At 62.7% G+C, this 24218-nt stretch carries 29 protein-coding genes; 3 read left to right on the plus strand and 26 right to left on the minus strand.

Translation table 11 applies throughout. The features are described from left to right. Positions 1 to 3 precede the first annotated feature (3 nt). The 5 genes from AC27E8_RS09565 to AC27E8_RS09585 are packed head-to-tail and all read right to left on the minus strand — an operon-like array spanning position 4 to position 5297. Positions 4 to 501 (minus strand): (2Fe-2S)-binding protein, encoded by a 498-nt coding sequence (locus AC27E8_RS09565; RefSeq protein WP_487111468.1) that lies wholly within the window; start codon positions 499 to 501, stop codon positions 4 to 6. After that, on the minus strand, positions 456 to 2801 hold the full coding sequence (pucD, locus tag AC27E8_RS09570; RefSeq protein ID WP_487099163.1) for a xanthine dehydrogenase subunit D: 2346 nt from the start codon (positions 2799 to 2801) through the stop codon (positions 456 to 458). Before pucD ends, AC27E8_RS09565 begins: the two co-directional genes overlap by 46 nt. Before the next feature lie 3 nt (positions 2802 to 2804). Further along, positions 2805 to 3650: an FAD binding domain-containing protein gene (locus AC27E8_RS09575; protein WP_487099162.1), complete on the minus strand. Its 846-nt coding sequence runs from the start codon at positions 3648 to 3650 to the stop codon at positions 2805 to 2807. Beyond that, positions 3577 to 4257 (minus strand): nucleotidyltransferase family protein, encoded by a 681-nt coding sequence (locus AC27E8_RS09580; RefSeq protein WP_487099161.1) that lies wholly within the window; start codon positions 4255 to 4257, stop codon positions 3577 to 3579. The genes AC27E8_RS09575 and AC27E8_RS09580 overlap by 74 nt, the downstream gene beginning before the upstream one ends. Beyond that, on the minus strand, positions 4254 to 5297 hold the full coding sequence (locus tag AC27E8_RS09585) for an XdhC family protein (protein WP_487099160.1): 1044 nt from the start codon (positions 5295 to 5297) through the stop codon (positions 4254 to 4256). Before AC27E8_RS09585 ends, AC27E8_RS09580 begins: the two co-directional genes overlap by 4 nt. A 222-nt stretch (positions 5298 to 5519) precedes the next feature. On the opposite strand from AC27E8_RS09585, the gene AC27E8_RS09590 reads away from it, so the two are divergent. Further along, positions 5520 to 6089 carry a hypothetical protein gene (locus AC27E8_RS09590; protein WP_487099159.1) on the plus strand — a complete coding sequence of 190 codons (570 nt, stop codon included), beginning with the start codon at positions 5520 to 5522 and terminating at the stop codon, positions 6087 to 6089. Positions 6090 to 6130: 41 nt separating this feature from the next. On the opposite strand, the gene AC27E8_RS09595 is transcribed toward AC27E8_RS09590, so the two are convergent. From AC27E8_RS09595 to AC27E8_RS09620, 6 genes are all read right to left on the minus strand, one after another. After that, a complete protein-coding gene (locus AC27E8_RS09595) occupies positions 6131 to 7075 on the minus strand; it encodes a phosphotransferase enzyme family protein (RefSeq protein WP_487099158.1) in 945 nt (314 codons plus the stop codon). Positions 7076 to 7201: 126 nt separating this feature from the next. Further along, positions 7202 to 9031, minus strand: coding sequence for a glutamine--fructose-6-phosphate transaminase (isomerizing) (gene glmS, locus AC27E8_RS09600; protein ID WP_487099157.1), 1830 nt, complete (start codon positions 9029 to 9031; stop codon positions 7202 to 7204). A gap of 273 nt (positions 9032 to 9304) precedes the next feature. Next, positions 9305 to 10645: a phosphoglucosamine mutase gene (gene glmM / locus AC27E8_RS09605; RefSeq protein ID WP_487099156.1), complete on the minus strand. Its 1341-nt coding sequence runs from the start codon at positions 10643 to 10645 to the stop codon at positions 9305 to 9307. Positions 10646 to 10722: 77 nt separating this feature from the next. Next, positions 10723 to 11928, minus strand: a complete 1206-nt coding sequence (locus tag AC27E8_RS09610) for a CdaR family protein (RefSeq protein ID WP_487099155.1) — start codon at positions 11926 to 11928, stop codon at positions 10723 to 10725. Then, on the minus strand, positions 11925 to 12746 hold the full coding sequence (cdaA, locus tag AC27E8_RS09615) for a diadenylate cyclase CdaA (RefSeq protein ID WP_014465702.1): 822 nt from the start codon (positions 12744 to 12746) through the stop codon (positions 11925 to 11927). Before cdaA ends, AC27E8_RS09610 begins: the two co-directional genes overlap by 4 nt. A gap of 87 nt (positions 12747 to 12833) precedes the next feature. Beyond that, positions 12834 to 13517, minus strand: a complete 684-nt coding sequence (locus AC27E8_RS09620) for an SGNH/GDSL hydrolase family protein (protein ID WP_487099154.1) — start codon at positions 13515 to 13517, stop codon at positions 12834 to 12836. Between the two features lie 150 nt (positions 13518 to 13667). On the opposite strand from AC27E8_RS09620, the gene pdaB reads away from it, so the two are divergent. Further along, on the plus strand, positions 13668 to 14420 hold the full coding sequence (gene pdaB, locus AC27E8_RS09625) for a polysaccharide deacetylase family sporulation protein PdaB (RefSeq protein ID WP_487099153.1): 753 nt from the start codon (positions 13668 to 13670) through the stop codon (positions 14418 to 14420). A gap of 89 nt (positions 14421 to 14509) precedes the next feature. Next, a complete protein-coding gene (gene gerD / locus AC27E8_RS09630) occupies positions 14510 to 15181 on the plus strand; it encodes a spore germination lipoprotein GerD (protein ID WP_487099152.1) in 672 nt (223 codons plus the stop codon). A 124-nt stretch (positions 15182 to 15305) separates the two neighbouring features. On the opposite strand, the gene AC27E8_RS09635 is transcribed toward gerD, so the two are convergent. The 15 genes from AC27E8_RS09635 to AC27E8_RS09705 form a co-directional block, all read right to left on the minus strand. Beyond that, positions 15306 to 16403, minus strand: a complete 1098-nt coding sequence (locus AC27E8_RS09635; protein ID WP_487099151.1) for an Mrp/NBP35 family ATP-binding protein — start codon at positions 16401 to 16403, stop codon at positions 15306 to 15308. 69 nt (positions 16404 to 16472) lie between these two features. Continuing rightward, a complete protein-coding gene (locus AC27E8_RS09640) occupies positions 16473 to 16934 on the minus strand; it encodes a hypothetical protein (protein ID WP_487099150.1) in 462 nt (153 codons plus the stop codon). A gap of 24 nt (positions 16935 to 16958) precedes the next feature. Further along, complete coding sequence (locus AC27E8_RS09645) at positions 16959 to 17732, minus strand: N-acetylmuramoyl-L-alanine amidase (protein WP_487099149.1); 774 nt, start codon at positions 17730 to 17732, stop codon at positions 16959 to 16961. Positions 17733 to 17957: 225 nt separating this feature from the next. Beyond that, entirely contained in the window at positions 17958 to 18350 is a 393-nt protein-coding gene (gene rpsI / locus AC27E8_RS09650; protein ID WP_014465709.1) for a 30S ribosomal protein S9, read from the minus strand. A 15-nt stretch (positions 18351 to 18365) separates the two neighbouring features. Beyond that, the gene (gene rplM, locus AC27E8_RS09655) at positions 18366 to 18812 is read right to left on the minus strand and encodes a 50S ribosomal protein L13 (protein WP_041695507.1); all 447 of its coding nucleotides are present in this window, start codon (positions 18810 to 18812) and stop codon (positions 18366 to 18368) included. Between the two features lie 80 nt (positions 18813 to 18892). Next, positions 18893 to 19681: a tRNA pseudouridine(38-40) synthase TruA gene (gene truA / locus AC27E8_RS09660; protein ID WP_487099148.1), complete on the minus strand. Its 789-nt coding sequence runs from the start codon at positions 19679 to 19681 to the stop codon at positions 18893 to 18895. Between the two features lie 11 nt (positions 19682 to 19692). After that, a complete protein-coding gene (gene rplQ, locus AC27E8_RS09665) occupies positions 19693 to 20058 on the minus strand; it encodes a 50S ribosomal protein L17 (protein ID WP_008339728.1) in 366 nt (121 codons plus the stop codon). Positions 20059 to 20085: 27 nt separating this feature from the next. Continuing rightward, complete coding sequence (locus tag AC27E8_RS09670) at positions 20086 to 21024, minus strand: DNA-directed RNA polymerase subunit alpha (protein WP_008339730.1); 939 nt, start codon at positions 21022 to 21024, stop codon at positions 20086 to 20088. Positions 21025 to 21095: 71 nt separating this feature from the next. Next, positions 21096 to 21722: a 30S ribosomal protein S4 gene (gene rpsD, locus AC27E8_RS09675; RefSeq protein WP_012811918.1), complete on the minus strand. Its 627-nt coding sequence runs from the start codon at positions 21720 to 21722 to the stop codon at positions 21096 to 21098. 61 nt (positions 21723 to 21783) lie between these two features. Further along, positions 21784 to 22200 (minus strand): 30S ribosomal protein S11, encoded by a 417-nt coding sequence (rpsK, locus tag AC27E8_RS09680; protein ID WP_008339734.1) that lies wholly within the window; start codon positions 22198 to 22200, stop codon positions 21784 to 21786. A gap of 18 nt (positions 22201 to 22218) precedes the next feature. Beyond that, complete coding sequence (gene rpsM / locus AC27E8_RS09685; RefSeq protein WP_012811919.1) at positions 22219 to 22587, minus strand: 30S ribosomal protein S13; 369 nt, start codon at positions 22585 to 22587, stop codon at positions 22219 to 22221. Between the two features lie 232 nt (positions 22588 to 22819). Further along, entirely contained in the window at positions 22820 to 22933 is a 114-nt protein-coding gene (rpmJ, locus tag AC27E8_RS09690; RefSeq protein WP_008339738.1) for a 50S ribosomal protein L36, read from the minus strand. A 61-nt stretch (positions 22934 to 22994) separates the two neighbouring features. After that, positions 22995 to 23213: a translation initiation factor IF-1 gene (gene infA / locus AC27E8_RS09695; RefSeq protein WP_006445797.1), complete on the minus strand. Its 219-nt coding sequence runs from the start codon at positions 23211 to 23213 to the stop codon at positions 22995 to 22997. Between the two features lies 1 nt (position 23214). Then, positions 23215 to 23535, minus strand: a complete 321-nt coding sequence (locus tag AC27E8_RS09700) for a KOW domain-containing RNA-binding protein (RefSeq protein WP_487099147.1) — start codon at positions 23533 to 23535, stop codon at positions 23215 to 23217. 11 nt (positions 23536 to 23546) lie between these two features. Further along, positions 23547 to 24197: an adenylate kinase gene (locus tag AC27E8_RS09705; protein ID WP_487099146.1), complete on the minus strand. Its 651-nt coding sequence runs from the start codon at positions 24195 to 24197 to the stop codon at positions 23547 to 23549. Positions 24198 to 24218 lie beyond the last annotated feature (21 nt).

Below are 24218 nucleotides of genomic sequence, written 5' to 3' on the forward strand. Positions count from 1 at the left end.
GCGCTATCCTTCGTCCCTGTGGTCCGTTTCCTCCATCACACGTCGCACCGCGCGCAGAATCGATAGATATCCGGTGCATCGGCACAGGTTTCCGGACAGCCAAGCGCGGATATCCCCTTCGCTGGGCGACGGCAGGGCGTGAAGCAGAGCCCGGACCGCCATCACCATTCCTGGCGTGCAGTAGCCACACTGAAGCGCCCCTTCCTCCACAAACGCGCGCACAATGCGGTCAGTTTCGAGATCGTCCGCGCCTTCGATGGTGACCACAGACCTCCCGCGCAGCCGAAACGCCGGTGTCATGCAGGCGAGTGCGGGGCGTCCATCCACCTCGACAGTGCAAGCTCCACATCTTCCGATCCCGCACGAAATCTTGGTGCCCATCATCCCAAGTTCGTCCCGCAACACGCGCACGAGCGGCGTACAGGGTGGCGTCTTCACCATCACCGGCTTTCCATTCAGGACGAACTCGACGCAATCCGCTCCCGGCCCGAGGACGTCCATTCCTTGGAGGCATCGCTTGGCATCCAGCGCCACAAGGTCTCCCCCCTCTTCGCCATCTCGTCAAGCAGTACATCCTGACGAACCGGTAGCGCCGTAATCCACACGCCTATCGCGTCGTGAATGGCTGCCGCAATGGCCGGTGCGACGGCCACCGTGCCGATCTCCCCCACGCCACGCGGTCCGTGATCGTCCTCCACCTTTGGGATGATAGCCTCCAGTTCCATCTCCGGCGCATCCAACGCCGTGGGAATGAGGTACGTGTCCAGATTGCGCGTGACGTAACGCCCTTCGTCCATCAGCGCATCTTCCATGAGCGCGAATCCCATCCCCATGACGCCACCGCCTTCAATCTGCCCCACGTACCCCATTGGGTTCACCACGCCGCCAGCCCACACGCCTTGGTGCAGGCCAGTCACACGCACCTCTGCGGTCAGCAGATCCAAGTCGACCTCGGCCACCACGCCGGCGAAGGAGTAGAGGTAGTGAGCGCCGTCCTGAGCCCACGTGTCCGGCGTCACGGGAAAATGGGATGCAATCTCGACCTCCGGCAAGTCGTCTCCTGCAGCGGCCGCGAGATCCGCGTACGACGCCACGAGGCGCCCGGCGTTGCGCTCGTGCACCCCGCCGGGTCCTAGGCGGAGCTCCGACTCGCGGCGTTCGGCAACACGAGCCGCGAGGGACAACATCTTCGACTCCCAGCCGGGTCGAATGCGCTTGAGCGTGTGCCACACCATGCCCGTCGCTCGAGAGGCCGTGGATGAACCTGATCGCGGCACCCGAGACGTGTCGCCGAGCACCACCTCCACGTCTTCAACCGCACAATCGAGCAACTCCGCGGCCAGGAGCGGAATAGCAGCCACGATGCCTTGACCGCACTCCTCAAACCCAAACGCGAGCTCAATCTTCCCATGACGCGTCAAACGCACCCGGCCCCCGGTGTGATCCGGCCGCCGCAGCCCGAGCCCCCCGCCGTGCATCGTGACAGCGATGCCTATCCCTCGGCGATGGTAAGCGGACGCACGGGTCCTGGCATGCCGCGACTGAACCTCCGCGCGCTTCCGCTCCACAAAGGCGAGGACTTCGTCCGCACCTTCCGTCGGCGCGATGGTTTGACCAAGTGGCCCGCGATCCGAATGGGCGCGAAAGTTGCGCCTGCGCACCTCGAGCGGATCCATCCCCAGCGCGGCCGCCAAACGGTCCATCTGTCCTTCAAGTGCAAACGTCACCTGGTTCCCGCCGAAGCCGCGAAACTCCCCTGCCACGCCGCAATTGGTATGCACCGAGTAACCGCGCACGCGGACGTGATCGATGACGTAAGGACCGGTGGCATGCTCCACCGCGAAATCAAGCACCGCCGGGCCCAGCGTCGAATACGCGCCCGTGTCAGCCACGATGCGCACGTCGTGCGCGAGGATGCGGCCGTCCCGAGCGGCTCCCGTACGCATCCAGATTCGCATGGGATGGCGCTTCAGCCCCGAGCGAACGGACTCCGCCCGGGATTGGTGAATTTTCACGGGCTTCCCGGTTGCGAGCGCGAGCAGTGCCAGATACGGCTGGACGTTCAACTCATCTTTGCCCCCAAACGAACCTCCAATGGGGCTTGACACGATGCGAATGCGTTCCTCAGGCCAGCCAAGGATGCGGGCCAACTGGGCGCGATCGCCATAGCCGTGCTGCGTTGGGGCGTACAACGTGAGTGACCCATCCGGCTCGGGTATACACAGGCCGCCCTCGGTCTCCATATAGGTGTGCATTTGGCGGGGCGTCTCGTACACCGCTTCGACGATCACGGCCGACGCGGCAAACCCTTGCGTCACGTCGCCTCGCGAAAATGTCCTGCGATGCAGCAGGTTGCCTGTCGGATGGAGTTTGACGGACGTTCGCCTCAGCGCTTGCTCTGGCTGGGCGACCACCGGAAGAGGCTCGTATTCCACTTGGATGGCCGCGAGCGCTTGTTCGAGCGAAGCACGGGAATCCGCCGCAACCGCGGCGAGAACGTCGCCCACGTACCGAACGCGGTCTTCACAGAACACAGGTTGATCCTGGATCACGATTCCGTATCGATTCAGCCCTGGGACGTCACGCCATGTGAGCACAGCGCGAACTCCTGGGATCTGCTGCGCACGAGATGTATCGATATGGCGGATGCGCGCATGGGGATAGTCACTTCGCAGCACGCCGCCAATCAGCATGCCGGGATGATGCAGATCCGTCAGATACCGCGTACGTCCGCGGGCCTTTTCCCAGCCGTCCGGGCGCGGAATCCATGTTGGTAAGCTCCGAAGTTGGTCGCGATCCACCGCTCACCCCTCCTCCAGCGCACTTGCCACAAACGCGGTCACCAGATTCGCCACTACGACTCGCCGATATTCCGCAGTGGCGAACGCGTCGTCATAGGTCCACATTTCCGACTGAATCATGTGGTGAAGTTCGCGCAAGAGAGACGGCCGCAGTCGCTCTCCGCGAGCCAGAGCTTCGACCTTCGGGAGCCGGTGCGGCCAGTGTGCGCCCCCGCCCACAGCTACACGCAGGGCACCGACTGTGCAAGCATCGTCGACTTCAAGGGAGGCGGCAATGGTCACGAGCGCGGGTTGAAAACCGGCCCTCCGGCCGACCTTCCGCATAAAGTACCGAGCGCGCTCCGATTCCTTCGGAATGTTCAACCTTGTGATCAACACATTGGAAGCTGTGTCGCGAGAGTTCAACCATTCGGAAACTGACTTCTCCTCCATCTCGCCTTCATTCCAAGTAAGTAAACTTGCTTGGGAGACGAGCAGGTAGGGCACCAAGTCGCCCTGTGCCGCGAGGTTTCCAATCAAGGTTGCCTGTTCGCGCAGAGCTGGAGCACCGACAAAGCGACACACCTGGTGCAGATGAGGCCAACGTCTGCGGACGGCGGAACTTCGTATCGCCTCCGCCAGCGTCACCCGCAGTCCTACCTGGAGCCCGTCGTCATCTTCGACAGGCGCGCGGTCCTCGTTGGCAATGTCATCGACGCAGATCCATTCGCTCGGCACGGCATCTCCAGAAGCAGCGCGCAGCTGTAACCACGTTGAACCGGCCACGTAGCATGCGCTATCCCCGAATGCTTGTTTGCATGCCCACGCCTCGGCGAACGAGGTCGGCAGCCATACACGTGGCTCTGTCACGCCCATCACCTCCCAGCGACATCCAAAGTGACGTCGCACGGGCGTAATCCGCCGGCGTGTCGACGTCGAAAATCAGGTAATCGTCCCACAACGCCCTGCGCGCGTTGGACACAGGGCTCTGAGCGAGCAGCGGACCTAAGCCGCGATCGCCCGCGAGCTCGGCGCGAAGCTCCCAAACAAGCTCCGTTCGCACGATGAGGGGCGGCATGGGCGGGCCATGGCCAAACGAGACATACGCCGCTTCGGCATGTCGCGAGAGCGTGTGGACGAGATCGTCCAACAGGGCGGACGTCACGAAAGGCTGATCGGCAAGGGCGAAGAGGATCGCATCTGCGCCTACATCGCGCGCGGCTTCGACTCCACAGCGCACGGATGCCGACAAGGGCAGACCGACGGGCATGGTGCGAACATGCACCGGCTTGCGACTGAAGGGTAGCGTCAGTGAAGCGCTCCGGGTTTGAACCCAGACGACCTCGTTGACCTCGCTCTGCAGGAGCGACCGCAGCCCCCACTCGCCGAGTGGGGCATCCCCGAGCGGCAGCGACAGTTTGTCACAGCCCATTCGTGTGCTTCGACCTGCTGCGAGATACACGCCGACGACCTTCATGTCCATCCCGCCTCTGCCGTGTCCATCAAAACGCCGCGGGCGTGAGCCTGCCTGCGCCTACTTTGGGTGCGAATGAGTTCTGCCACGATGCTCACGGCGATCTCGTCGGGCCCTTCTGCACCGATGGGCAGTCCCACCGGCGCGTGAACGCGGTACCCGGCCGGTAGATTAGAGCGTATTCGCGCTGCGCGCTTGCGCGACGCGAGGAGCCCCGTGTAGAACGGTGAAACGCGGGCGAGGTGGCGCAAAATCGTCAGATCGCGCTCATACTGATGCGTGATCACGAGGACGTGATCGTAGGACGACACCCTGGCGGCCGCGACCGCTTCCTCTGTGCCGGTCAGAAGGAGCTTTGCGTGCGGAAAGCGCGCACGGCGCAGGAGTTCCTCCCGCCAATCCCACACCACCACGTCGAAGCCCGCGCGGTGCGCGAGAGACACAATCGGCGGCACATCCGGGCCGGCTCCGAAGATCACCAGGCGAGGACGGGGCTCATAGTACACGTCCCATTCGGTTTCGGCAGGCACGCCTACCGCAGGTTTGACGGGAACGCTGTAGCGAGCCACGAGGCGACCGCCGACGTCGCACATGACAGTCACGCATCCGAGCCCTTGATGCCACACGCGGCGGACGCGCGCAAGAGGAATGGACGACGGAGATGGCCATCCCGCATCCGCGCTTGGTAGGGCCCATGCTGCCAGGATGCCTGCAAACATGTGCTCGAGATTATCGGTCCACGGCTCCAATAGGACGGTCAGAACGCCGTCGCAACCGGCGCCCGGTCCAAAGCCGAGATCGTCCGTCCGGCGGAGGTCGTAGACAAGAAGTTGGGCGGTGTCGCGGACACCATCGGACTCCACTCGTGCGCGCAGATCCGCCTCAAGGCATCCTCCCGAGATGACGCCTAAGCTGCGGCCGTTGGGATGAAAGGCCATCAGCGCACCGGAAGGCAAGTAGGACGATCCGGCGACGTGCACGAGGCTCGCGACAGCCCAGTTCGATTCAGCGTGCAGACTGGAGAGAAAGCGAGGCACATACATCGCACTCACCCTGAAGGTATGAAATCTAACATGAAGGCGACGCTTTCGCGTCATTTTACGCGTGAACCGTCGACATTTCAATCACTATACGTCGTAATTCTTAACAAAAAGGTCAGCTGCACTTTTGTGAGATCCACCGAGTTCGGAAGTTACCTTTCGGAACTCGCAATGGTCGGGGTTGACCATGAGGCGTACAATGTAAGAGGATGGTGAGGTGAACCCATGGAAACGCATGACATGCGCCGCGGGGTGGTGCACTCCCGCGTGACGCGGCTTCAGGCCATCGTGATGTGCTCTACGCTCGGCCTGATCTGCGCCGCCTATGTGGCCGTCGGAACACTCATCCGCAACCTACCGGCTCGTTCTCCAGAATGGTACTGGTTAGACCTTCCTGGTTTCGCACTGCTGGCTTGGGTCGCGGCCGCGTATGCCATGTGGCGAGGCGATGGCGAAGAAATCGCGATCCGTTGGCAAGAAGGTTCGCCTACCTGCGAGATCGCGGGAGGTTCCCATCAGGGGACTTGGACGGTATTGGGCAAGTCGAGCAGCTCGAGCGACTGGGTGGCCGCAGTGATGTTCCTCACGGCCTGTGCCGCAGGTATAGCAGCCTTGGGCGTCAAGGAGCTTGTGCAGGCGCATGATGCCCACGGGCTGGCGCAGGGCCTTCAGACGCTGTGTGATGCCGCGGGTCCCAGCCTGCTGATTCTCTTGAACTGGCCATTCCATGCGCGGCCTTATCGCCACGTGATGACCCTGCGGCGCGGTACGGAGCGGATGCGCGTCTTGACTTGATGGGAAAGCTGAATCACCCGGCTGACGCAGTCGCTCGCCGGTCACGCCAGTTCGTCCTCGATCCAAGTCAGGTACTTGCCAATGCGGGCATCCGGGTTGTGGCGCAAGGACTCGATGTCCTGCCGCACGGGAATCTTGCCTGCCATATAGAAGATGCGGGCTGCGGTCCCGACTGCCAAAGCGTCCTGCGACGGCATATCGCCGTAGCCGTGTTCAAAATGCGCCCAGCATTCCAAGGCGTCGGGCCGATTTTTGAGGTGCAGTTTGACCACGCCGTGATCGAGGGCCCTGTGTCCGTATCCGCATTCGTCGAAATCAAGACAATACCAGCTTGGTTCCCGCACCACAATGTTTCCGAAATGAAGATCCGCGTGGATGAAGCGTCGATCCGGCTCGAGAGCGCGGAACCTCTTCTCGATTTCCTCCGCCACGGAGACACAACGCCTTTTGTTCACCGCGCTCAATGACTCGAACTGAAGCAAATGGCGAAGCGGCTCTCGCACCGCGCGTTGAATATCGTACACGGGCCGATTCAAAGCCCAATCCTCGGGCTTCGATTGCATGATGGCGTCCGCGCCGATGTGGAGCGCTTTCATCAATTCCCCAAGACGGCGATAGTCTTCGCTGGAGGGTCTCTCGGGCGATTCCCCTTCGATGAACTCAAAGACCGCGTACAAGCGTTCACCGTCTGAACCGACGAGCCGTGTGGCGAAGTCTCCTGCTGTATTCGCAATCACGTTGGGCACGTTGATGTCATTGCGCAGCGCACACATCCACGCAAGTTCGGCCAGTATCTCCTGTTCACGGTACCTTTCCCGTCGATAGCGCCTCAGAATGTATCGCATCCCTCGGGTTCGAACGAGAAACGTATCGTTCTCCCCCTGATGAAGCAACTGAAAGTCCGTGTCGTCCTGATGCCAGCCATACAAGGCTGCAAGCCTCAGCCTTTCTGGATGGCCCAAATGACCCGAGCTGCACGAAAGCATGTCGTCACCTCTTTTCCTCAGGCGATGGCGCGATTCCTTGCGCGGCAGCGGCGCGGTAACCCGCATGGGCGGGCCAAGCCAAAAAGCAAAAGGCGAACCGGGGCTCTCCCGGTCCGCCTCTCGTCTTCATTCCACCGTCACGCTCTTCGCCAGGTTCCGCGGCTTGTCGACGTCGTTGCCCCGCGCCACCGCGGCGTAGTACGCCAGCAGTTGCAGCGGAATCACCGCCGCCACGGGCGCGAGGAGCGGCATCGTCTTGGGCAAATAGATCACTTCGTCCACCGTCTTCTCGAGGTCCTCGTTGCCCACCCACGTGAGCCCGAGGACGAACGCGCCGCGCGCCTTCACCTCGACGATGTTCGACAGCGTCTTCTCATACAGTTCCGGCTGCATCGCGAGCGCAATGACCGGCACGCCATCCGTGATGAGCGCCAGCGTCCCGTGCTTCAGTTCGCCCGCCGCGTACGCCTCTGCGTGAATGTAGGAGATTTCCTTGAGCTTCAGCGCGCCTTCGAGCGACACCGCGTAGTCAATGCCTCGCCCGATGAAGAACGTGTCGTGCGCATCCTTGTAGCGCTTCGCAAACGACTCAATTTGCGGCGCCGTGTCCAGCACCTGCTCCACGACCTGGGGCAGATTGTCGAGCGCCGCCAGCACCTCGCGCGCCTTCTCCTCCGCGAGCGTGCCGCGGCTCAATCCGAACCGCACGGCCAACAGATAGAGCGCCACGAGCTGTGTGGTATACGCCTTCGTCGAAGCCACGGCGATCTCCGGCCCCGCCCACGTGATGATGGTGCTGTCCGCCTCGCGCGCGGCCGAGCTGCCGACCACGTTAGTGATGGCCACCACGCGCACGCCGCGCTTCTTCATCTCCCGCATGGCCGCCAGCGTGTCCGCCGTCTCACCCGACTGCGTGATGGCGATGACCAGCGTGTGATCCGTCACGATGGGATCGGAATACCGGTATTCGGACGCAATCTCCACGTTGACGGGAATGCGCGCGAACGCCTCGATGGCGGCCTTACCCACGAGGCCCGCGTGCCACGACGTGCCGCATGCGACGATGTGAATCCGGTCGATGGCCCGGATGTCCTCATCCTCAAGGCCGAGTTCTGGAAGCTCCACGCGGCTGAGATCCTCCGACACCCGGCCGCGAAGCGTATCCCGAACCGCGCGCGGCTGCTCGTGGATCTCCTTCAGCATGAAGTGGGGATAGCCCCCGCGCTCCGCGCTGACGGCGTCCCAGGTGACGTGATACACCTCTTTCTTCACAGGCTCGCCATCCATCGTGAAGCACTCGACGCCGTCGCGCCGCAGGACGGCCATTTCACCGTCCTCCATCACGTAGATGTCGCGCGTATATTCGAGAATGGCCGGGATGTCCGACGCCACAAAGTTCTCCTTCTCGCCGAGGCCGATGATCATCGGGCTTGCTCGGCGAATCGCGACGATCTCGTCGGGATGGTCCTTCGCCATGACGACAAGCGCATACGCGCCGCGGATCCGCTTGCCGACCGCGATCATGGTCTCGAACAGATCGCCGTTATACATCTCTTCAATGAGGTGCGCCACGACCTCCGTGTCGGTCTCGGACCGGAACTCGTGCCCGAGCGCCACGAGCTCTTCGCGCAGCGAGAGGTAATTCTCCACAATGCCGTTGTGCACGATGGCGAATCGGCCGCTGCAGTCCTGATGCGGATGCGCGTTCTCGTCCGACGGCTTGCCGTGCGTCGCCCACCGCGTGTGGCCGATGGCGATGTGGCCCGAGATGGGCATCTGAGCGAGCTTTTCTTCCAGATTCGACAGGCGGCCCACCGCCTTCACAATCCGGATGTTCCCGTCCGCCAGCGCAGCCACGCCGGCCGAATCATAGCCTCGATATTCGAGCTTCGCCAAGCCGCCGACGACGACGTCTTTGACATTCCTTGGGCCGATATAGCCGACGATTCCACACATGAAGCAGGTATCCTCCTTCATCCGATCTGCTCGCCTCTGTCCCACCGGTCGCCCGGTGGATTTCAGGCTTCGCTTGCGGCGCGATCGGATTGGCGCCGGGAGGCATCCGCCGAATCTTTCGCCGACCTCCTCCGCGTCAACTCGGCCACAGCCGAGTCCAGGCGCTTGACATGCGCTGCGTATCAGATTCACAGCCGCATGTGACATTCTACGAGAAAACGCCCATCGGGTTCCTCGCCTGGCATCCCTCCCTTCAGCGGACCTCACTTAGGGTCACGCGCCGAGTTCGGCCTGGATGACCTGCACAATCTCGCCCACCACGCGGCGCAAGAGCTTCTCGTCGAGCCCCTCCACCATGACGCGCACGAGATTCTCGGTCCCCGACTCGCGCACGAGCACGCGCCCGCTCTCACCGAGTTCGGCCTCTGCCCTGCGCAGCGCGTCCTGGATGGCCGCGTTCTCACGCCATGCGCGCTTGTCGCGCACGCGCACGTTCTCCAGGATCTGCGGGTAGCGAGTCATGACGCGGGACAGTTCGGACAGCCGCTTGCCGCTCTCCACCATGGTCTCCACCAGCTTGACGGCTGTCAGCATGCCGTCGCCCGTGGTGGTGTGATCGAGCAGGATGATGTGCCCGCTCTGCTCGCCGCCGAGCGACGCGCCCTCCTCCCGCATCCGCTCCATGACGTACCGATCTCCCACGGCCGTGCGCAGCACGGTGATGCCGAGATCGCTCATGGCTTTGACAAAGCCGAGATTGGACATGACGGTAGCGACGACCTTATCTCCGCGCAACTCTCCCTTTTCCTTCATGGCGCGCGCGAGAATGGCCATAATGAAGTCGCCGTCCGCCACCTCGCCGTTCTCGTCCACCGCGATGCACCGATCCGCATCCCCGTCGAACGCGAGCCCCACGTCCGCGCCGTGCTGCAGCACCGCGCGCTGCACGATATGCGGATGCGTCGAACCGCAGTCCACGTTGATGTTCACGCCGTCCGGGTTCGCGTGGATGACCATGACGTCCGCGCCGAGCCGCCGGAACACCTCGGGCGCGATGAACGATGCCGCACCATTCGCGCAGTCGAGCACCACCTTGAGCCCGTCAAACCGCACGCGGGCGGCCTGCACCAGAAAGCGGATGTACGCCTCCGTCGCAGGCTCGTCGTACATCCGGCCCACGCCGTCGCCAATGGGGCGCGGCAGCGTATCGGTTTCTTCGGCCAACAGGGCCTCCATTCGCTCCTCCATCTCGTCCAGGAGCTTAAATCCGTCGCCGCCAAAAAACTTGATGCCGTTGTCGGCCACGGGATTGTGCGACGCCGAGATCATCACGCCTGCATCCGCCCGAAGAAGCCGCGTGAGATACGCCACACCAGGCGTGGAGATGACGCCGAGGCGGAGCGCATCCACGCCCATCGATAAAATCCCGCTCACCAGTGCGGTTTCCAACATATCACCGGAAATCCGGGTGTCCTTGCCGACGACGATGCGCGATCCCGGCCGGCGCGCCGTCAGCACATAGGCGCCGACTCGCCCCAGCCGGAACGCGAGCTCCGGCGTGAGCTCCTGATTCGCTACGCCGCGCACGCCGTCGGTGCCAAACCACCTGCCCATCGATGCACGCTCCTCTCTCACAACGCAAACATTGTGCCACAGAAGGCGGTCCGTGCAAAGATGAAGTCTTTGGCGGGTCACGGCATCGCCTGCACCGTAGCGGTGCGCGCAGAGATGCTCACCGCAGACAGCCCTGCGGGCAGGTGAACCTGGATGGGCAACGCGGCCGTGCCGCGGCTCATGCCAGACGCGTCTACGTACGCCTGAACCTCGCTCGCGTCCTTCTCGACGGCCTGGACGGCCGACTGCGCGCCCGTCACCGTGACCGTCACCGTCCGAGGCCCAATCAGGCGGACGCCCGTCGCTCCCGTGATGGTCACCGGGATGTTCGACAGCGTCGCCATCGCCGAGGGCTCCACGTCGATCACGGCCGTCACCGCCGCGGGCGACACGCTCGTCATCCCCGGGAGGAGCGGAATGGGAACCGACACCGTCGTCGACTTGGCGAGGCCTGTCACATCAACGGGCACGCGCAGTCCGCCTCGCGGAAGCTGACCCGCCGGCAGCCCCTGTTCCACGGCGCTCGACGGTTCCAGGCGTACCGACGCGATGGCGTAGCCCGCCGCCGGATTTCCCGTCACCGCAGGTGCCAGGGTCACGGTCTGGCTGGCCGAGGTCACCGGCAGCGTCACCGCAATGGCAGACGGCGTCACGGTCACGCCCGGCACCGCCTTGCCCGCACCATCTAACGGCAGAAGATCCACGAGTTTCGTCTCCGTCTGCGAAAGTCCGCTCGCGTCCACCACGCCCGCCACTTCCGCGACCGACTGCACGCTCGATGCGGCACCCGAGATCTCGACCACGCCCGAGCCGAGCTGTGGCTTGCCGAGCACGTAGCCCTGGCTGGGCACTCCCACGACGCTCAGCCGAATGGGCCGCTCCACAGTGACCTTGGGCTCGAGGGTGACCGTGATGGTGGCTGGCGTGAGCGTGTAACTGCGCACGCTGGCCGGCATGTTGAGGGCTGCCACATGCAGCGTGTACGTGCCAGGGCCCAGATCCTGCGCATTCGCGACGATCTCGGCCTTCATCATATCGCTCGCGAGCGTCGGCAGGCGCAGGAGCGTGGTGGTCACCCGAGCCGTGACCGTCGGCACCTGGGACACCAGCACCTCATCCGCCGAGGTCTCCACGCGTACAGGCAGTTCGAACGACTCCGTGACGCCCGTCGAGGCCGGCTGGTTACCGCTCTGCTCGGCATGAACCGCCAGCCATAAGATGCACGCGAGCACGAGTGCGATGATCCGAAGCGCCACGTTGTTATTGAGCAGCCGGTCCATCATCGCGACTCCGCCTTTCGATTCCAGAAAGAAAGCGCACTCGTCTTCTGCGGGACGAGCAGCTTCATTAAAAGTTCGTTGAGCGCTTCCTCGTCGAGATGGCCGTGCATCACGCCATCCACGCAGACGGAGACCTGCCCCGTCTCCTCCGACACAATGACGCTCACCCCGTCAGACTGTTCGGTGATGCCGAGCCCCGCGCGGTGCCTCGTGCCGAGTTGCTTGTCCAGGTTGCGGTTCTCTGTCAGCGGCAGCACGCATCCCGCAGCCATGATCTGCGTACCCCGCACAATGACGGCCCCGTCGTGCAGCGGCGTGTTGGGGATAAACAAGTTGATGAACAACTCCGTGCTGACGCGCGCCTCCAGGCGCGTTCCCGTCTCAATGTATTCGTTCAGGCCCGTCTGGCGCTCGATGACGATGAGCGCCCCCGTTTTCGTCTTCGCGAGCACCTGACAGGCCTTGACGATTTCGTTCACCGTATGCACCATGTTCGGCTCCTCATGCAGGAGGAGATTGAAATTCCACAGGCTTCCGCGCCCGAGTTGCTCGAGCGCGCGCCGCAGTTCCGGCTGAAAGACGACGGGAATCGCAAACAACCCAATTTCGATGATGCGATTCAGAAGCCAGTTCGAGGCGGACAGGTTCAGCAAACTCGAGACCATGGTCACGACCACGACGACAATGACACCTTTCAGGAGCTGTACGGCTCGAGTGCCCCGAATGAGGAGCAACAGGTAGTAAATCATAAAGGCCACGAACAGGATGTCAATGACGTCCTTGAAGCCAAAGTCCCGGATTGCCGCGAACCACGCATCCATACAAAGCCCCCTGCCCGTCGGGGAGTCTCGTTCCCATTGTTTCCTACCCGCGGCCCCGAGTCAAGACAGCCTCTACCAACCGCTCATTCACGCTCGCCACGCAGCCCGCCTGCGCGTGGCCCTCGCGCGTTCCTTCGATCTCGCCCGCTGCAGCGCGCGAAAAAACGCCTTCGCGAGGGCCTCATGCCCCTCATCTGTGGGATGAATCGGATTGCGGAACAGCCGCAGATCCCGGAACTGCCCGCTCCGGTAGTGCTCGACGTAGTCCGGTTCGTGCCCTCGAAACACCTTGTACGTCTCCACCACCACGAGCCCGTGTCTGAGCGCGATCCGGCGGACGCGATCGTTATACTCCTGCGTCACCTCCTCCGCCAGGGCAAAATTCGGAAAGGGATTGTAGAGCGTTGCTATGCCGAACGTGCTGTGCGGACGTTTGCACCACTCCACGAGGCGTTCGACGTCCTCCTCAGAGCGACGCATGACGTCCTGGATCAGGTCGGCGCGCCGCGTGAGAATGGCGGGCGCGCTTCGAAGGAGATCGTTCCCGCCAATCATGAGCGTGACAATTTCGGCTTCCTCCACGATGCAGGGCGGAAGGTCCTGAAGCGATTTGAACAGCTGCCTCGCGGTCCAGCCGGGCTTCGCCTGAATGTGTAGCGTTGTGCGAACCTGGCGGGCAAAGCGGGCGCGCAGGCGCTCCGCAAACCTTTTCTCTGGCGCACTCGCCCCGTAGCCATATGTAATGGAGTCGCCGAGCGCGAGCATCAGCATGGTCATCGCCTCCTGGGTGAGTCGCTGATCGTAAGCTATGGGCTTACCCCGCGATTGGTCACAAGAGGCGCCCAGGTGCCAATGGCGAGATCGCATAGGAGGTGTGGCTGCTGCAAACACTGCAGGCAGAATCCAAAGGGAGGTTGGCCAATGCGGAGCTTCTGGCATCGACTTCGGATGGGCGTGGCTGCGATGACGGCGGCATGCGTGTGTGCGCTCTCCTGCATGAGTCTCCAAGCCGAGTCGGTACGCGCCGCCGACACGAAGGCTCAGGCCCCGAAGGCCGTGTATAAGGTGGACACGAACGAAAAAGTGGTGGCCCTGACCTTTGACATCTCCTGGGGGCATCGCACGCCCGAGCCGGTCTTGGAGACGCTGAAGAAATGCGGCGTGACGAAGGCGACGTTCTTTCTGAGCGGGCCGTGGACGATGCACCATCCCGAGATCGCCAAGAAGATCAAGGCCATGGGGTATGAAATCGGGAGCCACGGCTACCTGCACAAGGACTATTCGAATTACCCGGATTCCTGGATCCGAGAACAGGCCATGCTCGCAGACAAGGCCATTCAGCAGGTCACGGGCGTCAAACCGAAACTGTTCCGGACGCCGAACGGAGACCTCAATCCGCGAGTCATTCGCTGCCTCACGAGCATGGGCTACACGGTGGTGCAGTGGAACACCGACTCGCTCGACTGGAAGAACCCAGGCGTGGACGCGATTGTCAACCGCGTGACGAAGCGGGTGGTGCCGGGCGATATTGTGCTGATGCACGCGAGTGACTCGTCGAAGCAGATTGTGGAGGCGCTGCCGCGGATCGTGGAAAACCTGCGCCAGCAGGGGTATCGGTTCGTGACGGTGTCCGAGCTCCTCGCGGGCGCCAACGTGCAGTCCAAGGTGCAGTGACCGGTTGGGGGCCATCGCGGCCGCCTGGGATAGGTCGTCGGTCCGAGTCGCATACTGACGGTAAACCGGGTGTTGAGGAGGGGCTTGGCGTGAACAGCAGGCTTGCGCGCCTCGTGGCAATCGGGCTCGCGGCTCTCGCCGTCACTGGCTGTGGCATGAACGCCGGGGCTGACGTGAGCGCAAGCGGAGAGGGCGGGGGCGGGAACTACACACAGACGAAACAGATGGTCGTGGACATCCTGAATTCCAAGGAAGGCCAACAGGCGCTCTTGGACACCCTGAAAAATCCGGAGTTCAAGAACCAGCTAATCGCTTCCCCTGACGAGGTAAAACAGGCGCTCACGGACTTCATTCAGTCGAAACAGACCCAGACCTTTCTGACCGAGGCCGCCAAGGACCCGCAGTTCGCGGCGGCGCTCGCCAAGGCCGCGCAGCCCGAACTCAAGGATACCGTCGAGAGCCTGATGAAAGACCCGAACTTCCAGCAGGACATGCTGGTGCTCCTGCAGTCGAACGAGTTCATGAAGTCCCTGCAGACGATGATGCAGGGGCCTGAGTTCCGATCCGAACTGCAGAAGGTGATCCTCCAGACCCTCGCCTCGCCGACGTTCCAGGTCCAGTTCCAGCAGACCGTGCAGGACGCTGTGCAGAAGGCGATGCAGGCCGGACAGGCCACGGCAGGGGGACAAGGCCAGGGCGAAAAGGGCGGATCGCAGGAGAAGTCGAACAATTCGTCGGAGGAGTCGGGATCGTCCTCGTGATGAAGGTTGAACAGGGGACAAAGGAAAACGGCACAAAGGCGTCGAGCCATGTCCCGGCTTGGCGCGTGTGTGCCGTTTCACATGGATACCCGGCTTCGCATGGACGCCGCGCGCGTGCGGGTCGTCACGCCCGCAGCTCGCGATCTTGAGCGAGGCCCATGGCCTCCGCGACGCGATCGGCCAACTTGGCGAAGACCTGGCCGTGCAAAGAGTCGGCGGAGAAGATCCCCGCGCGCTCCTTCTCCTGATTGGCAATCGGAATCTCAGCGAGGAGGGTGGTGTTGAGCGCCGCAGCCACGCGTTCGCCACCGCCCCGTCCAAACAGGTACGCAGTCTCCCCGCACGAGTCGCACACGAAGTAGGCCATGTTTTCGACCACGCCGATGACCTGGTGGTTCGTGCGCACGCCCATCAGGCCTGCGCGCACCGCCACCTCCGCCGCGGCAGCCTGCGGAGTGGTGACGATGAGCTGCTTGCTCTGCGGCAGAAGCGTGTGCACATCCAGCGCCACATCCCCTGTGCCGGGGGGCAGGTCCAGCAGCACGATGTCCACCTCGCCCCAGTGAACTTGCCCGAAGAAGCTGCGCAAGGTCTTGCCCAACATGGGGCCGCGCCACACGACGGGCGTGTTCTCAGGCACGAAGAACTGCATGGACATGATCTTCACGCCCTCAGCCTGTACGGGCATGATGAGATCCTCGATGGTCGCTGGCTTCACGCCCTCAATGCCGAAGATCACCGGAATGCTGAAGCCGTAGATGTCCGCGTCGATGAGCGCCACCCGATGGCCCTTTCGCGCAAGAGCTACGGCCAGGTTGGCGGTCACGGTGGACTTGCCGACGCCTCCCTTGCCAGAGGCGATGGCGAGGAACTGGCGCCCCTGCTGGCGCAAGATGGGTGGCAGCTCCGCCTGCTGCGCTTCGGCGTTCGCACGTCCCATGCCGCGCACCTTGGCGGCGAACTGTGCGCGCTGTTCGTCCGTCATGTGACCCACGCGTACCTCAATCTCGGTCACACCGTCGAGTTGTGACAGACGCTCCCGGATCTCCCGTTCAATGACGTTCGATAGCGGGCAACCGCGGATGGTAAGCAGCACGTCCACGGTGACCTTGCCGCCTTCGATCTCGACCGACGGCACCATATCCAACTCCACGATACTGCGGCCGACCTCCGGATCCTTCACGTCCCGGAGCGCTTCGATGACCTGCTCGCGAGTCACCATCTATCGAAAAACCTCCTTGTCCGTACACACCTCGAAAAACACACGCGACGCTGCGTTTAGTGTACATCATCAGGCGGGGGAAACCAAACGCGCGGAGACGACCTGGTAAGCGTTCACGCCTTGGTCCAGCCAGTTGATGACGTAGCGGGGCCGCGGCTGTTCCTGTCCCACGAACCATGCAGACCAGCCGGGATCGAGCGCGTAAGGCGGATGGGCAAGCGGGCGGATCGGCACGGAAGACGGGGGCTGCACGCCGATGTAGAGAAGAGGCAAGAGATCCCCCTCCCAGCTCCGGATGACGAGGTGCTGGAGGACGATGGCGGATCGATTGGTCAGGATGTAGACAGGGCGCCCTTCCCAGTCGAAGGGCGCCCGTTTGAGGACGAGCGGAAGCGCATGGCCCGACGATGTCTCCGCGCGAGCGGCGGAGGCTGGGCGCCCGACGAAGTCGGCGACCAAGGGCGACCAAGCCATGAGACCGAGTCCCCCGATGGCTATGGCCACGAGCCCTACCCATCTTCGCCGCCGCAAGCTTACCCCTCCCGTGCGCTGCGTTCAGCCGCCGTCTTCCGGCACCTGCTGAGCGGCCGGATCGCTGAAGTAGCGGACCAAGGCTTGGTACATGGCGAAGGCCACGCGCTCCTGATAGGCCTCCGTGGTGAGCGCACGCGCCTCCTCTGGATTTGACACAAATCCGATTTCCGCCAGGACGGTCGGCCCTTCAATTCGCTTGAGCAAAAACAGGGTCCGATTCGACTGCACGTCGCGGTGCGTTGGCAGCAACTCCGATCTGAACGTCTCCTGCATGACGGTCGCGAGCTGCTTGGCGTGTGGATTGGTCTTCAGGTACAGGACCTGAGCGCCGCGCCAGTCGGGAGATGGTGCGCTGTTGCAGTGAATCGAAACAAAGGCGTCGACGCGCTGGCGGCGAACCACATTCAATCGGCCGCGCAGATCGCCCAGATGGCGCTGTCTCATGGCGCGATCGCGCTCTGTGGCGAGATCCGTATCCGTACTCCTCGTCATGACGACCATGGCGCCGCCCTGTTGCAGGTAGCGCGCGAGCTTAAGTGCCACCGAGAGGGTGATGTCCTTCTCCTCAATGCCGCCGACACCTCGCGCCCCGGAGTCGCGGCCGCCATGGCCAGGATCCACGACAATGACTTTGCCCTGGATGCCGGTCGCTTGTATCCCTGGTTTCACCGTATGCTGAAGCGGACGAAACCATGCCGCCCGCGCATCCTGTACAGGTACCGCGAGAGAGGTCGCCCCCACGAGCATCGCCATCGCGGCGAACGCGAGCGGCACGTGCCTGTGCTTCCCGTGCATGATCATGCCCCCCTCCGGCGCAACATGCTGCCCTCAGTGTGCGCAGCAAGGCGCCAGATCATGAGACGCGGCCCTCGTGGAAGGGTGGGCTAGCTACCGCGATGCGCAAGCGCAGTGGCGACCTGGGACGCGCGACGCCGTCAAACCGCAAAAGGCTGTCCCCATCCCCGTGACACCGGGACAGGAACAGCCTTTCCAACACAACGCGCCGCCGCGTGTCGCAATTCAGCGCTTCGAGAACTGCGGTGCACGACGGGCAGCCTTGAGCCCGTATTTCTTGCGCTCCTTCATACGCGCATCGCGAGTCAGGAGTCCTGCACGCTTGAGCGTCGGGCGCAGATTCGGATCCACTTTCAGGAGCGCGCGAGCGATGCCGTGACGGATGGCACCCGCCTGACCGGAGATGCCGCCACCGCGCACGTTCACGTACACGTCGTACTGGCCCATTGTATCCGTGAGCAACAGCGGTTGCTTGACAATCAGCTTGAGCGACTCGAGCCCGAAGTACTCGTCCATCGGTCGCTTGTTCACCACAATCTTGCCGTCGCCCGGAAGAAGGCGCACGCGAGCGACGGAGGTCTTGCGACGGCCCACAGCCCAGTATTGAACGCTTGCCAAGTTGCAGCCCCTCCTTTACTCCCGCGTCTCGCCGGGTACGAACGGAATCGGTTTTTGCGCCGCATGCGGATGCTCAGGTCCCGCATAGATGTGCAGCTTTTTCAATTGACGACGGCCGAGCGAGTTGTGCGGCAACATGCCGCGGACAGCGTAGTACAGCACGCGCTCCGGATGCGTGTTCAACAGGGTTCGCGCCGTCGTAACCTTGAGACCGCCCGGGTAACCGGAGTGGCGATAATACTTCTTTTGATCCAGCTTGCGGCCCGTGAACACAACCTTGTCTGCATTCACGACGATGACAAAATCGCCCGTGTCAACATGAGGCGTGAACTCCGGCTTATGCTTGCCTCGCAAAATCATTGCAATCTGCGTCGCCAAGCGGCCCACACGCCAGCCCGTGGCATCAATGACGTACCACTTGCGCTCGACCGAGCCGGGCTTCGCCATGTATGTCGTACGCATCAACGTTCCCTCCGAACGATGCAATTTGACCTACCGATGGAACGGGGGAATCGAGTGGGTCAAATACCTGCACAATTTTATTATAAATCGGCATCCAGATCAATGACTTTCCCGCCGTACTCAGGCGGATACTCCACGTTCCACAGACACAAACCGTGCGGCGGCGCCGTCTCGCCGGCCAGCCGCCTGTCCCGGGCCTCTAAGATGACGGGAATGCGATCCGGCCTCTCCTTGCCACGGCCGACCTTGACCAGGGTTCCGACCAAGATCCGCACCATGTATTGCAAGAATCCGTTCCCCTCGAATTCGATGTGGAGGCGCGGTCCGTCCCGCAGGAACTCGATGCGATCAATCCGGCGCACCTTATCCCGCTGGGGCGCCTCGGCCGCACAGAACGAGGTGAAGTCGTGCTCACCCAGGAGATAACACGCCGCCTCTTGCATCGCGGCGAGATCGAGCGGTTCTGGATGATGCCAGCTGAATCGGTACCAGTAGAGGCTCGGCAGACGGGCCAAATCCAGCGTGTACCGGTAGGTCTTTCGGACGACGGAAAAGCGGGCGTGGAACCCCTCGTCCACCTCGTCGGCATCTCGGGGCAGCAAATCCGCAGGCAGGCGCCGGCGCAGGACGTGCACCATGCGGTCCGCAGGCGGGCCATAGGGCAGGTCAAAGTGGACAACCTGAGCGCGCGCGTGCACGCCCCTGTCCGTCCGGCCCGAGCCTTCGACCGGGATCTCCACGCCAAGCATGCGGCGCAGCTCGTCTTCCAGCACGCCTTGCACCGTGCGAAGCCCTTCTTGACGGGCAAAGCCGTGGAAGCCCGACCCGTCATAGCCCAACACGAGTCGTATGCGGCGCCCACGGCTCACACGCCCCACCCTCACACGAGTTCGATCACGACCATCGGCGCAGCGTCACCGCGGCGCGGGCCCACCTTCACGATGCGCGTGTACCCGCCGTTGCGGTCCTTGTAACGCAGCGCGATGTCTCCAAACAGCTTCTGAATGGCGTCCGGTCCCTCGCCGAGCGGCGACAGCTTTTCACGCCGCACGTAGCGGGCCACCAAGCGGCGCGAATGCAGGTCCCCGCGCTTCGCCAGCGTGATCATTTTCTCCGCGATGGAGCGCAGTTCCTTGGCCTTGGCTTCGGTGGTCTGAATGCGCTCGTAGAGGAACAGATCCGTCACAAGGCTGCGAAACAGCGCCTTGCGGCTCGAAGAGGTCCGATTCAACTTGCGATATGCCATGCGTCTCCCTCCCTTGCTGCGAATCGCTCAGTCGTCCTTGCGCAAGCTAAGCCCAAGGGCATGCAACTTCTCGACCACTTCCTCGAGCGATTTCCGGCCGAGGTTGCGGACCTTCATCATCTCTTCTTCCGACTTCGCGCAGAGCTCCGCCACCGTGTTGATGCCCGCGCGCTTCAGGCAGTTGTACGAGCGCACCGACAGATCTAGCTCCTCAATCGGCATGTCGAGGATCTTGTCGTTGTGCGCGTTCTCCTTTTCGACCATGAGATCCGTGTCCCGCGCCCGATCCGTCAGACCGACAAACAGCATCAAGTGTTCCGTCAGGATCTTTGCTCCGATCGAGACCGCCTCGTCCGGCGCCACGCTTCCGTCCGTCCACACCTCGAGCGTGAGTTTGTCGTAGTCCGTGATCTGACCCACGCGCGTGTTCTCCACAGAGAAGTTCACGCGCGAGATGGGCGAGTACAGCGAGTCGATGGGAATGAGCCCAATCTCCTGCTCCTCCGGCTTGTTGCGGTGTGCCGGCACGTATCCGCGCCCCCGGCCGGCGCGCATCTCCATGTAGATGCGCGCGCCCTCGGTCAGCGTCGCGATGTGCAGGTCAGGATTCATGATGTCGACGTCCGAATCCGCGCGGATGTCGCCAGCCGTCACCACTCCCGGGCCCACGGCGTCGATGATCAGCGTCTTCTCTTCGTCGGAATGAATTTTCAACGAGAGCCGTTTGAGATTGAGAATGATCTCGGTGACATCCTCGACGACTCCAGGAATCGTGGAGAACTCGTGCAGCACGCCCTCAATTTTCACCGACCGCACCGCTGCCCCCGGGATAGAAGACAACAGGATGCGGCGCAGTGAGTTGCCGAGCGTCGTCCCGTAGCCGCGCTCCAGCGGTTCGCACACGAACTTCCCGTAGTCGCCGGTTTGCTCCACAATCTCGATCCGCGGCTTCTCTATCTCGATCATTCCTAATCCTCCTTGGGAGTGGTACTCGTCGACGCTCGGAGCTGGCTAGACGATCCAGCGTTCACCCCGCATTAACGAGAGTAGAACTCGACGATCTGCTGCTCCTGCACCGGGGCGTCGATCTCGTCGCGCGCAGGGCGGCGCAAAACCTTCGCCGTCCAGTTTTCGGCGTCGAGCTCGAGCCAAGCCGGGATGGTGCGGCTCGGAATGAGTTCGGCGAGTTCCTTCAGGCGGGCGTTGTCGCGGCTCTTCTCGCGAACCGACACGACGTCGCCCTCCTTCACCAGGAACGAAGGAATGTCTACACGCCGGCCGTTCACCTGAATGTGACCATGGCGCACCAACTGGCGAGCCTCCGCGCGGGACGCCGCAAAGCCAAGCCGGTACACGACATTATCCAGGCGGCTCTCGAGCAGCTGGAGCAACGTCTCACCTGTCACCCCGCGACGGCGAGCGGCTTCCTCGTAATAACGTTCAAATTGGTTCTCCAGCACCCCGTAGTAACGGCGAGCCTTTTGCTTCTCCCGCAGCTGCATGCCGTATTCCGTGGTGCGCTTGCGACCTTGTCCATGTTGTCCCGGTGCGTACGGCCGCTTGTCGACAGCGCACTTCTCGCTGAAGCATCGCTCACCTTTCAGGTAGAGCTTGATGCCCTCGCGGCGGCACAGACGGCACACGGGCCCTGTATACCTTGCCATTCTAGGATGGACACCTCCAATAGTTGTTATACCTGGTCAACCCCTGAATCCCAACGCCTCGTCAGACGCGGCGGCGCTTCGGCGGACGGCACCCATTGTGCGGGATGGGCGTGACGTCTCGAATTCCGGTGATCTCAAGCCCTGCTGCCTGAAGCGAGCGAATCGCAGCCTCACGGCCGGCACCCGGGCCCTTCACCAACACCTCGACAGACTTCATCCCGTGCTCCATGGCGGAACGCGCCGCCGCCTCAGCTGCGAGCTGCGCAGCATACGGCGTACTCTTGCGCGATCCCTTGAAGCCCACCGTGCCGGCAGATGCCCACGAGATCACGTTGCCAGCCGGGTCCGTGATGCTCACGATGGTATTGTTGAACGTCGACTTGATGTGGGCCACGCCCACCTCGATGTTCTTCCGATCGCGGCGGCGCGGGCGAGCACTCGTCGACGAGCCACGGCGCTTGGTGACCTTGTTTGCCAACGATGACACCTCCAGAGATTACTTCTTCTTGCCTGCGACCGTGCGACGCGGACCTTTCCGCGTGCGCGCATTCGTCTTCGTGCGCTGCCCGCGCACTGGCAGCCCGCGGCGGTGACGGATACCCCGATAGCAGCCGATATCAATCAGCCGCTTGATGTTCATCGCCACTTCTCGGCGAAGATCGCCCTCGACCTTGTAGTTGCGCTCGATCTCTTCGCGCAACCGAACCACTTCGTCCTCGGTGAGATCCCGGACACGCTTGTTCGGATCAATGCCCGTGGCCGCGAGGATCTTGTTGGACGTCGTGCGGCCGATGCCGTAGATGTACGTCAGTCCGATCTCGACGCGCTTATCGCGCGGCAAGTCGACGCCGGCAATACGTGCCATGTACAGACTGCACCTCCAATGTGCTTCGTCCGCGCTGGGCTTGTACAGGACCGCGCCTCGCGTGTTCTGCCCAGTCCAGCGACTCCATCAGTGATTTGTATGCAAACACGAAGACAGTCCCTTCACGCTCACCCGCGGGCGCATGTGCGATGCAGCCGCAGGTCGCGTGGAAGGACCAGCCGCGCTGTCTTCGTGGAAGCCCCGAACGAACCCGCCGTGGCGGTTCCTATGGTCAGCCCTGGCGCTGCTTGTGTTTTGGGTTCTCGCAGATCACCATCACGTTGCCCTTGCGGCGAATCACTTTGCATTTCTCGCACATGGGCTTGACGGAAGGACGGACTTTCACTCTTACCCCTCCTCCACTTGCGGTATCATACCGCAACGACTCCGCGAATGCCAGCACTCCATTACTTGTAGCGGTACGTAATCCTGCCACGGGTCAGATCATACGGCGACAACTCAACTGTGACGCGATCGCCGGGGAGGATCTTAATGTAGTGCATCCTGATCTTCCCCGACACGTGCGCCAGCACCTTGTGCCCGTTCTCCAGCTCCACGCGGAACATCGCGTTCGGCAGCGGTTCGATAACCGTGCCTTCGACTTCAATCACATCGTCCTTTGCCATCTCATGTCCCCCCTTGTTCACGTTCTTGTCCGTTTGCCGTTTGCGCCTCCAACAACATTCTCACCGCGTGGCGGAGCTCCGCATTCGTCACGCGGCCGCCTTCCATGAGCTTCTGGGCAATGCCTTCAGCCATCCGATGAATTCTCCGAACATGGGCGACATTCTTCTTCTTGGGCTTCTCGACGCGGCGCACGTCACCGTCGGCAATGCGCACGAATCGGTCGCCCTCGTGGGCGAGGACCACCGCGACGAGACCTGCGTCCCGCCCTTGGATCACCTCGACGTACGAACCGATCGGAGGGAGTTCCCGAGGTGCACCCATCGCGCTCTGCTTCACCTCTTAAACGGGGCCAGGGCCGCGACGACGTCCTCGTGTACCTTCTCGATCGGCTGCTCCCCGTCGATCCGCTTGAGCAGTCCCCGCTCCTCATAGTACGCAATGAGGGGTTCCGTCTGCTTGAACTGCTCAAGGCGAGTCGCGACCGCCTCCTCGGTATCGTCGGGGCGTTGGTACAGCTCGCCGCCGCACACGTCGCAGATCCCCTCTACCTTCGGCGGCTGGAACTTCACGTGGTACGTCGCCCCACAGGACCGACATATGCGGCGCCCCGTCAAGCGTTCCTTGAGCACCGAAGGGTCGACGTGGATGTACAGGACGCAGTCGAGCGGCTTTCCCAGCTCCTGAAGCAGGTCATCGAGTGCCCGCGCCTGCGGAACCGTCCGCGGGAAGCCATCGAGCAGAAACCCTTTCTCCGCGTCCGGCTTCTGCAGCCTGTCGCGCACCACCGCGACAGTGGTCTCATCAGGCACCAAGCGCCCGGCGTCGAGATACGCCTTCACTTGTCGGCCGAGATCGGTCCCTGACGCGATAGCTTGCCGAAACATGTCTCCCGTCGAGACGTGGGGAATGCCGAACTCCGCTTGAATCTTCGCGGCCTGCGTTCCCTTTCCGGCGCCCGGCAATCCAATCAAAATGACCTGCACGGACATCCCCCTCCTTGCACG

It is taken from the genome of Alicyclobacillus sp. CIJ1 (assembly GCF_057538885.1).

What these genes read in the sequence shown, in the direction of transcription:
- AC27E8_RS09565 (WP_487111468.1), bottom strand. Translation starts at nt 501, where the DNA reads ATGGACGTCCTCGGGCCGGGAGCGGATTGCGTCGAGTTCGTCCTGAAT.
- AC27E8_RS09580 (WP_487099161.1), bottom strand. Translation starts at nt 4,257, where the DNA reads ATGAAGGTCGTCGGCGTGTATCTCGCAGCAGGTCGAAGCACACGAATG.
- AC27E8_RS09585 (WP_487099160.1), bottom strand. Translation starts at nt 5,297, where the DNA reads ATGTATGTGCCTCGCTTTCTCTCCAGTCTGCACGCTGAATCGAACTGG.
- AC27E8_RS09590 (WP_487099159.1), top strand. Translation starts at nt 5,520, where the DNA reads ATGGAAACGCATGACATGCGCCGCGGGGTGGTGCACTCCCGCGTGACG.
- AC27E8_RS09595 (WP_487099158.1), bottom strand. Translation starts at nt 7,075, where the DNA reads ATGCTTTCGTGCAGCTCGGGTCATTTGGGCCATCCAGAAAGGCTGAGG.
- glmS (WP_487099157.1), bottom strand. Translation starts at nt 9,031, where the DNA reads ATGTGTGGAATCGTCGGCTATATCGGCCCAAGGAATGTCAAAGACGTC.
- glmM (WP_487099156.1), bottom strand. Translation starts at nt 10,645, where the DNA reads ATGGGCAGGTGGTTTGGCACCGACGGCGTGCGCGGCGTAGCGAATCAG.
- AC27E8_RS09610 (WP_487099155.1), bottom strand. Translation starts at nt 11,928, where the DNA reads ATGATGGACCGGCTGCTCAATAACAACGTGGCGCTTCGGATCATCGCA.
- cdaA (WP_014465702.1), bottom strand. Translation starts at nt 12,746, where the DNA reads ATGGATGCGTGGTTCGCGGCAATCCGGGACTTTGGCTTCAAGGACGTC.
- AC27E8_RS09620 (WP_487099154.1), bottom strand. Translation starts at nt 13,517, where the DNA reads ATGCTGATGCTCGCGCTCGGCGACTCCATTACATATGGCTACGGGGCG.
- pdaB (WP_487099153.1), top strand. Translation starts at nt 13,668, where the DNA reads ATGCGGAGCTTCTGGCATCGACTTCGGATGGGCGTGGCTGCGATGACG.
- AC27E8_RS09635 (WP_487099151.1), bottom strand. Translation starts at nt 16,403, where the DNA reads ATGGTGACTCGCGAGCAGGTCATCGAAGCGCTCCGGGACGTGAAGGAT.
- AC27E8_RS09645 (WP_487099149.1), bottom strand. Translation starts at nt 17,732, where the DNA reads ATGCACGGGAAGCACAGGCACGTGCCGCTCGCGTTCGCCGCGATGGCG.
- rplM (WP_041695507.1), bottom strand. Translation starts at nt 18,812, where the DNA reads ATGCGTACGACATACATGGCGAAGCCCGGCTCGGTCGAGCGCAAGTGG.
- rplQ (WP_008339728.1), bottom strand. Translation starts at nt 20,058, where the DNA reads ATGGCATATCGCAAGTTGAATCGGACCTCTTCGAGCCGCAAGGCGCTG.
- AC27E8_RS09670 (WP_008339730.1), bottom strand. Translation starts at nt 21,024, where the DNA reads ATGATCGAGATAGAGAAGCCGCGGATCGAGATTGTGGAGCAAACCGGC.
- rpsD (WP_012811918.1), bottom strand. Translation starts at nt 21,722, where the DNA reads ATGGCAAGGTATACAGGGCCCGTGTGCCGTCTGTGCCGCCGCGAGGGC.
- rpsM (WP_012811919.1), bottom strand. Translation starts at nt 22,587, where the DNA reads ATGGCACGTATTGCCGGCGTCGACTTGCCGCGCGATAAGCGCGTCGAG.
- infA (WP_006445797.1), bottom strand. Translation starts at nt 23,213, where the DNA reads ATGGCAAAGGACGATGTGATTGAAGTCGAAGGCACGGTTATCGAACCG.
- AC27E8_RS09700 (WP_487099147.1), bottom strand. Translation starts at nt 23,535, where the DNA reads ATGGGTGCACCTCGGGAACTCCCTCCGATCGGTTCGTACGTCGAGGTG.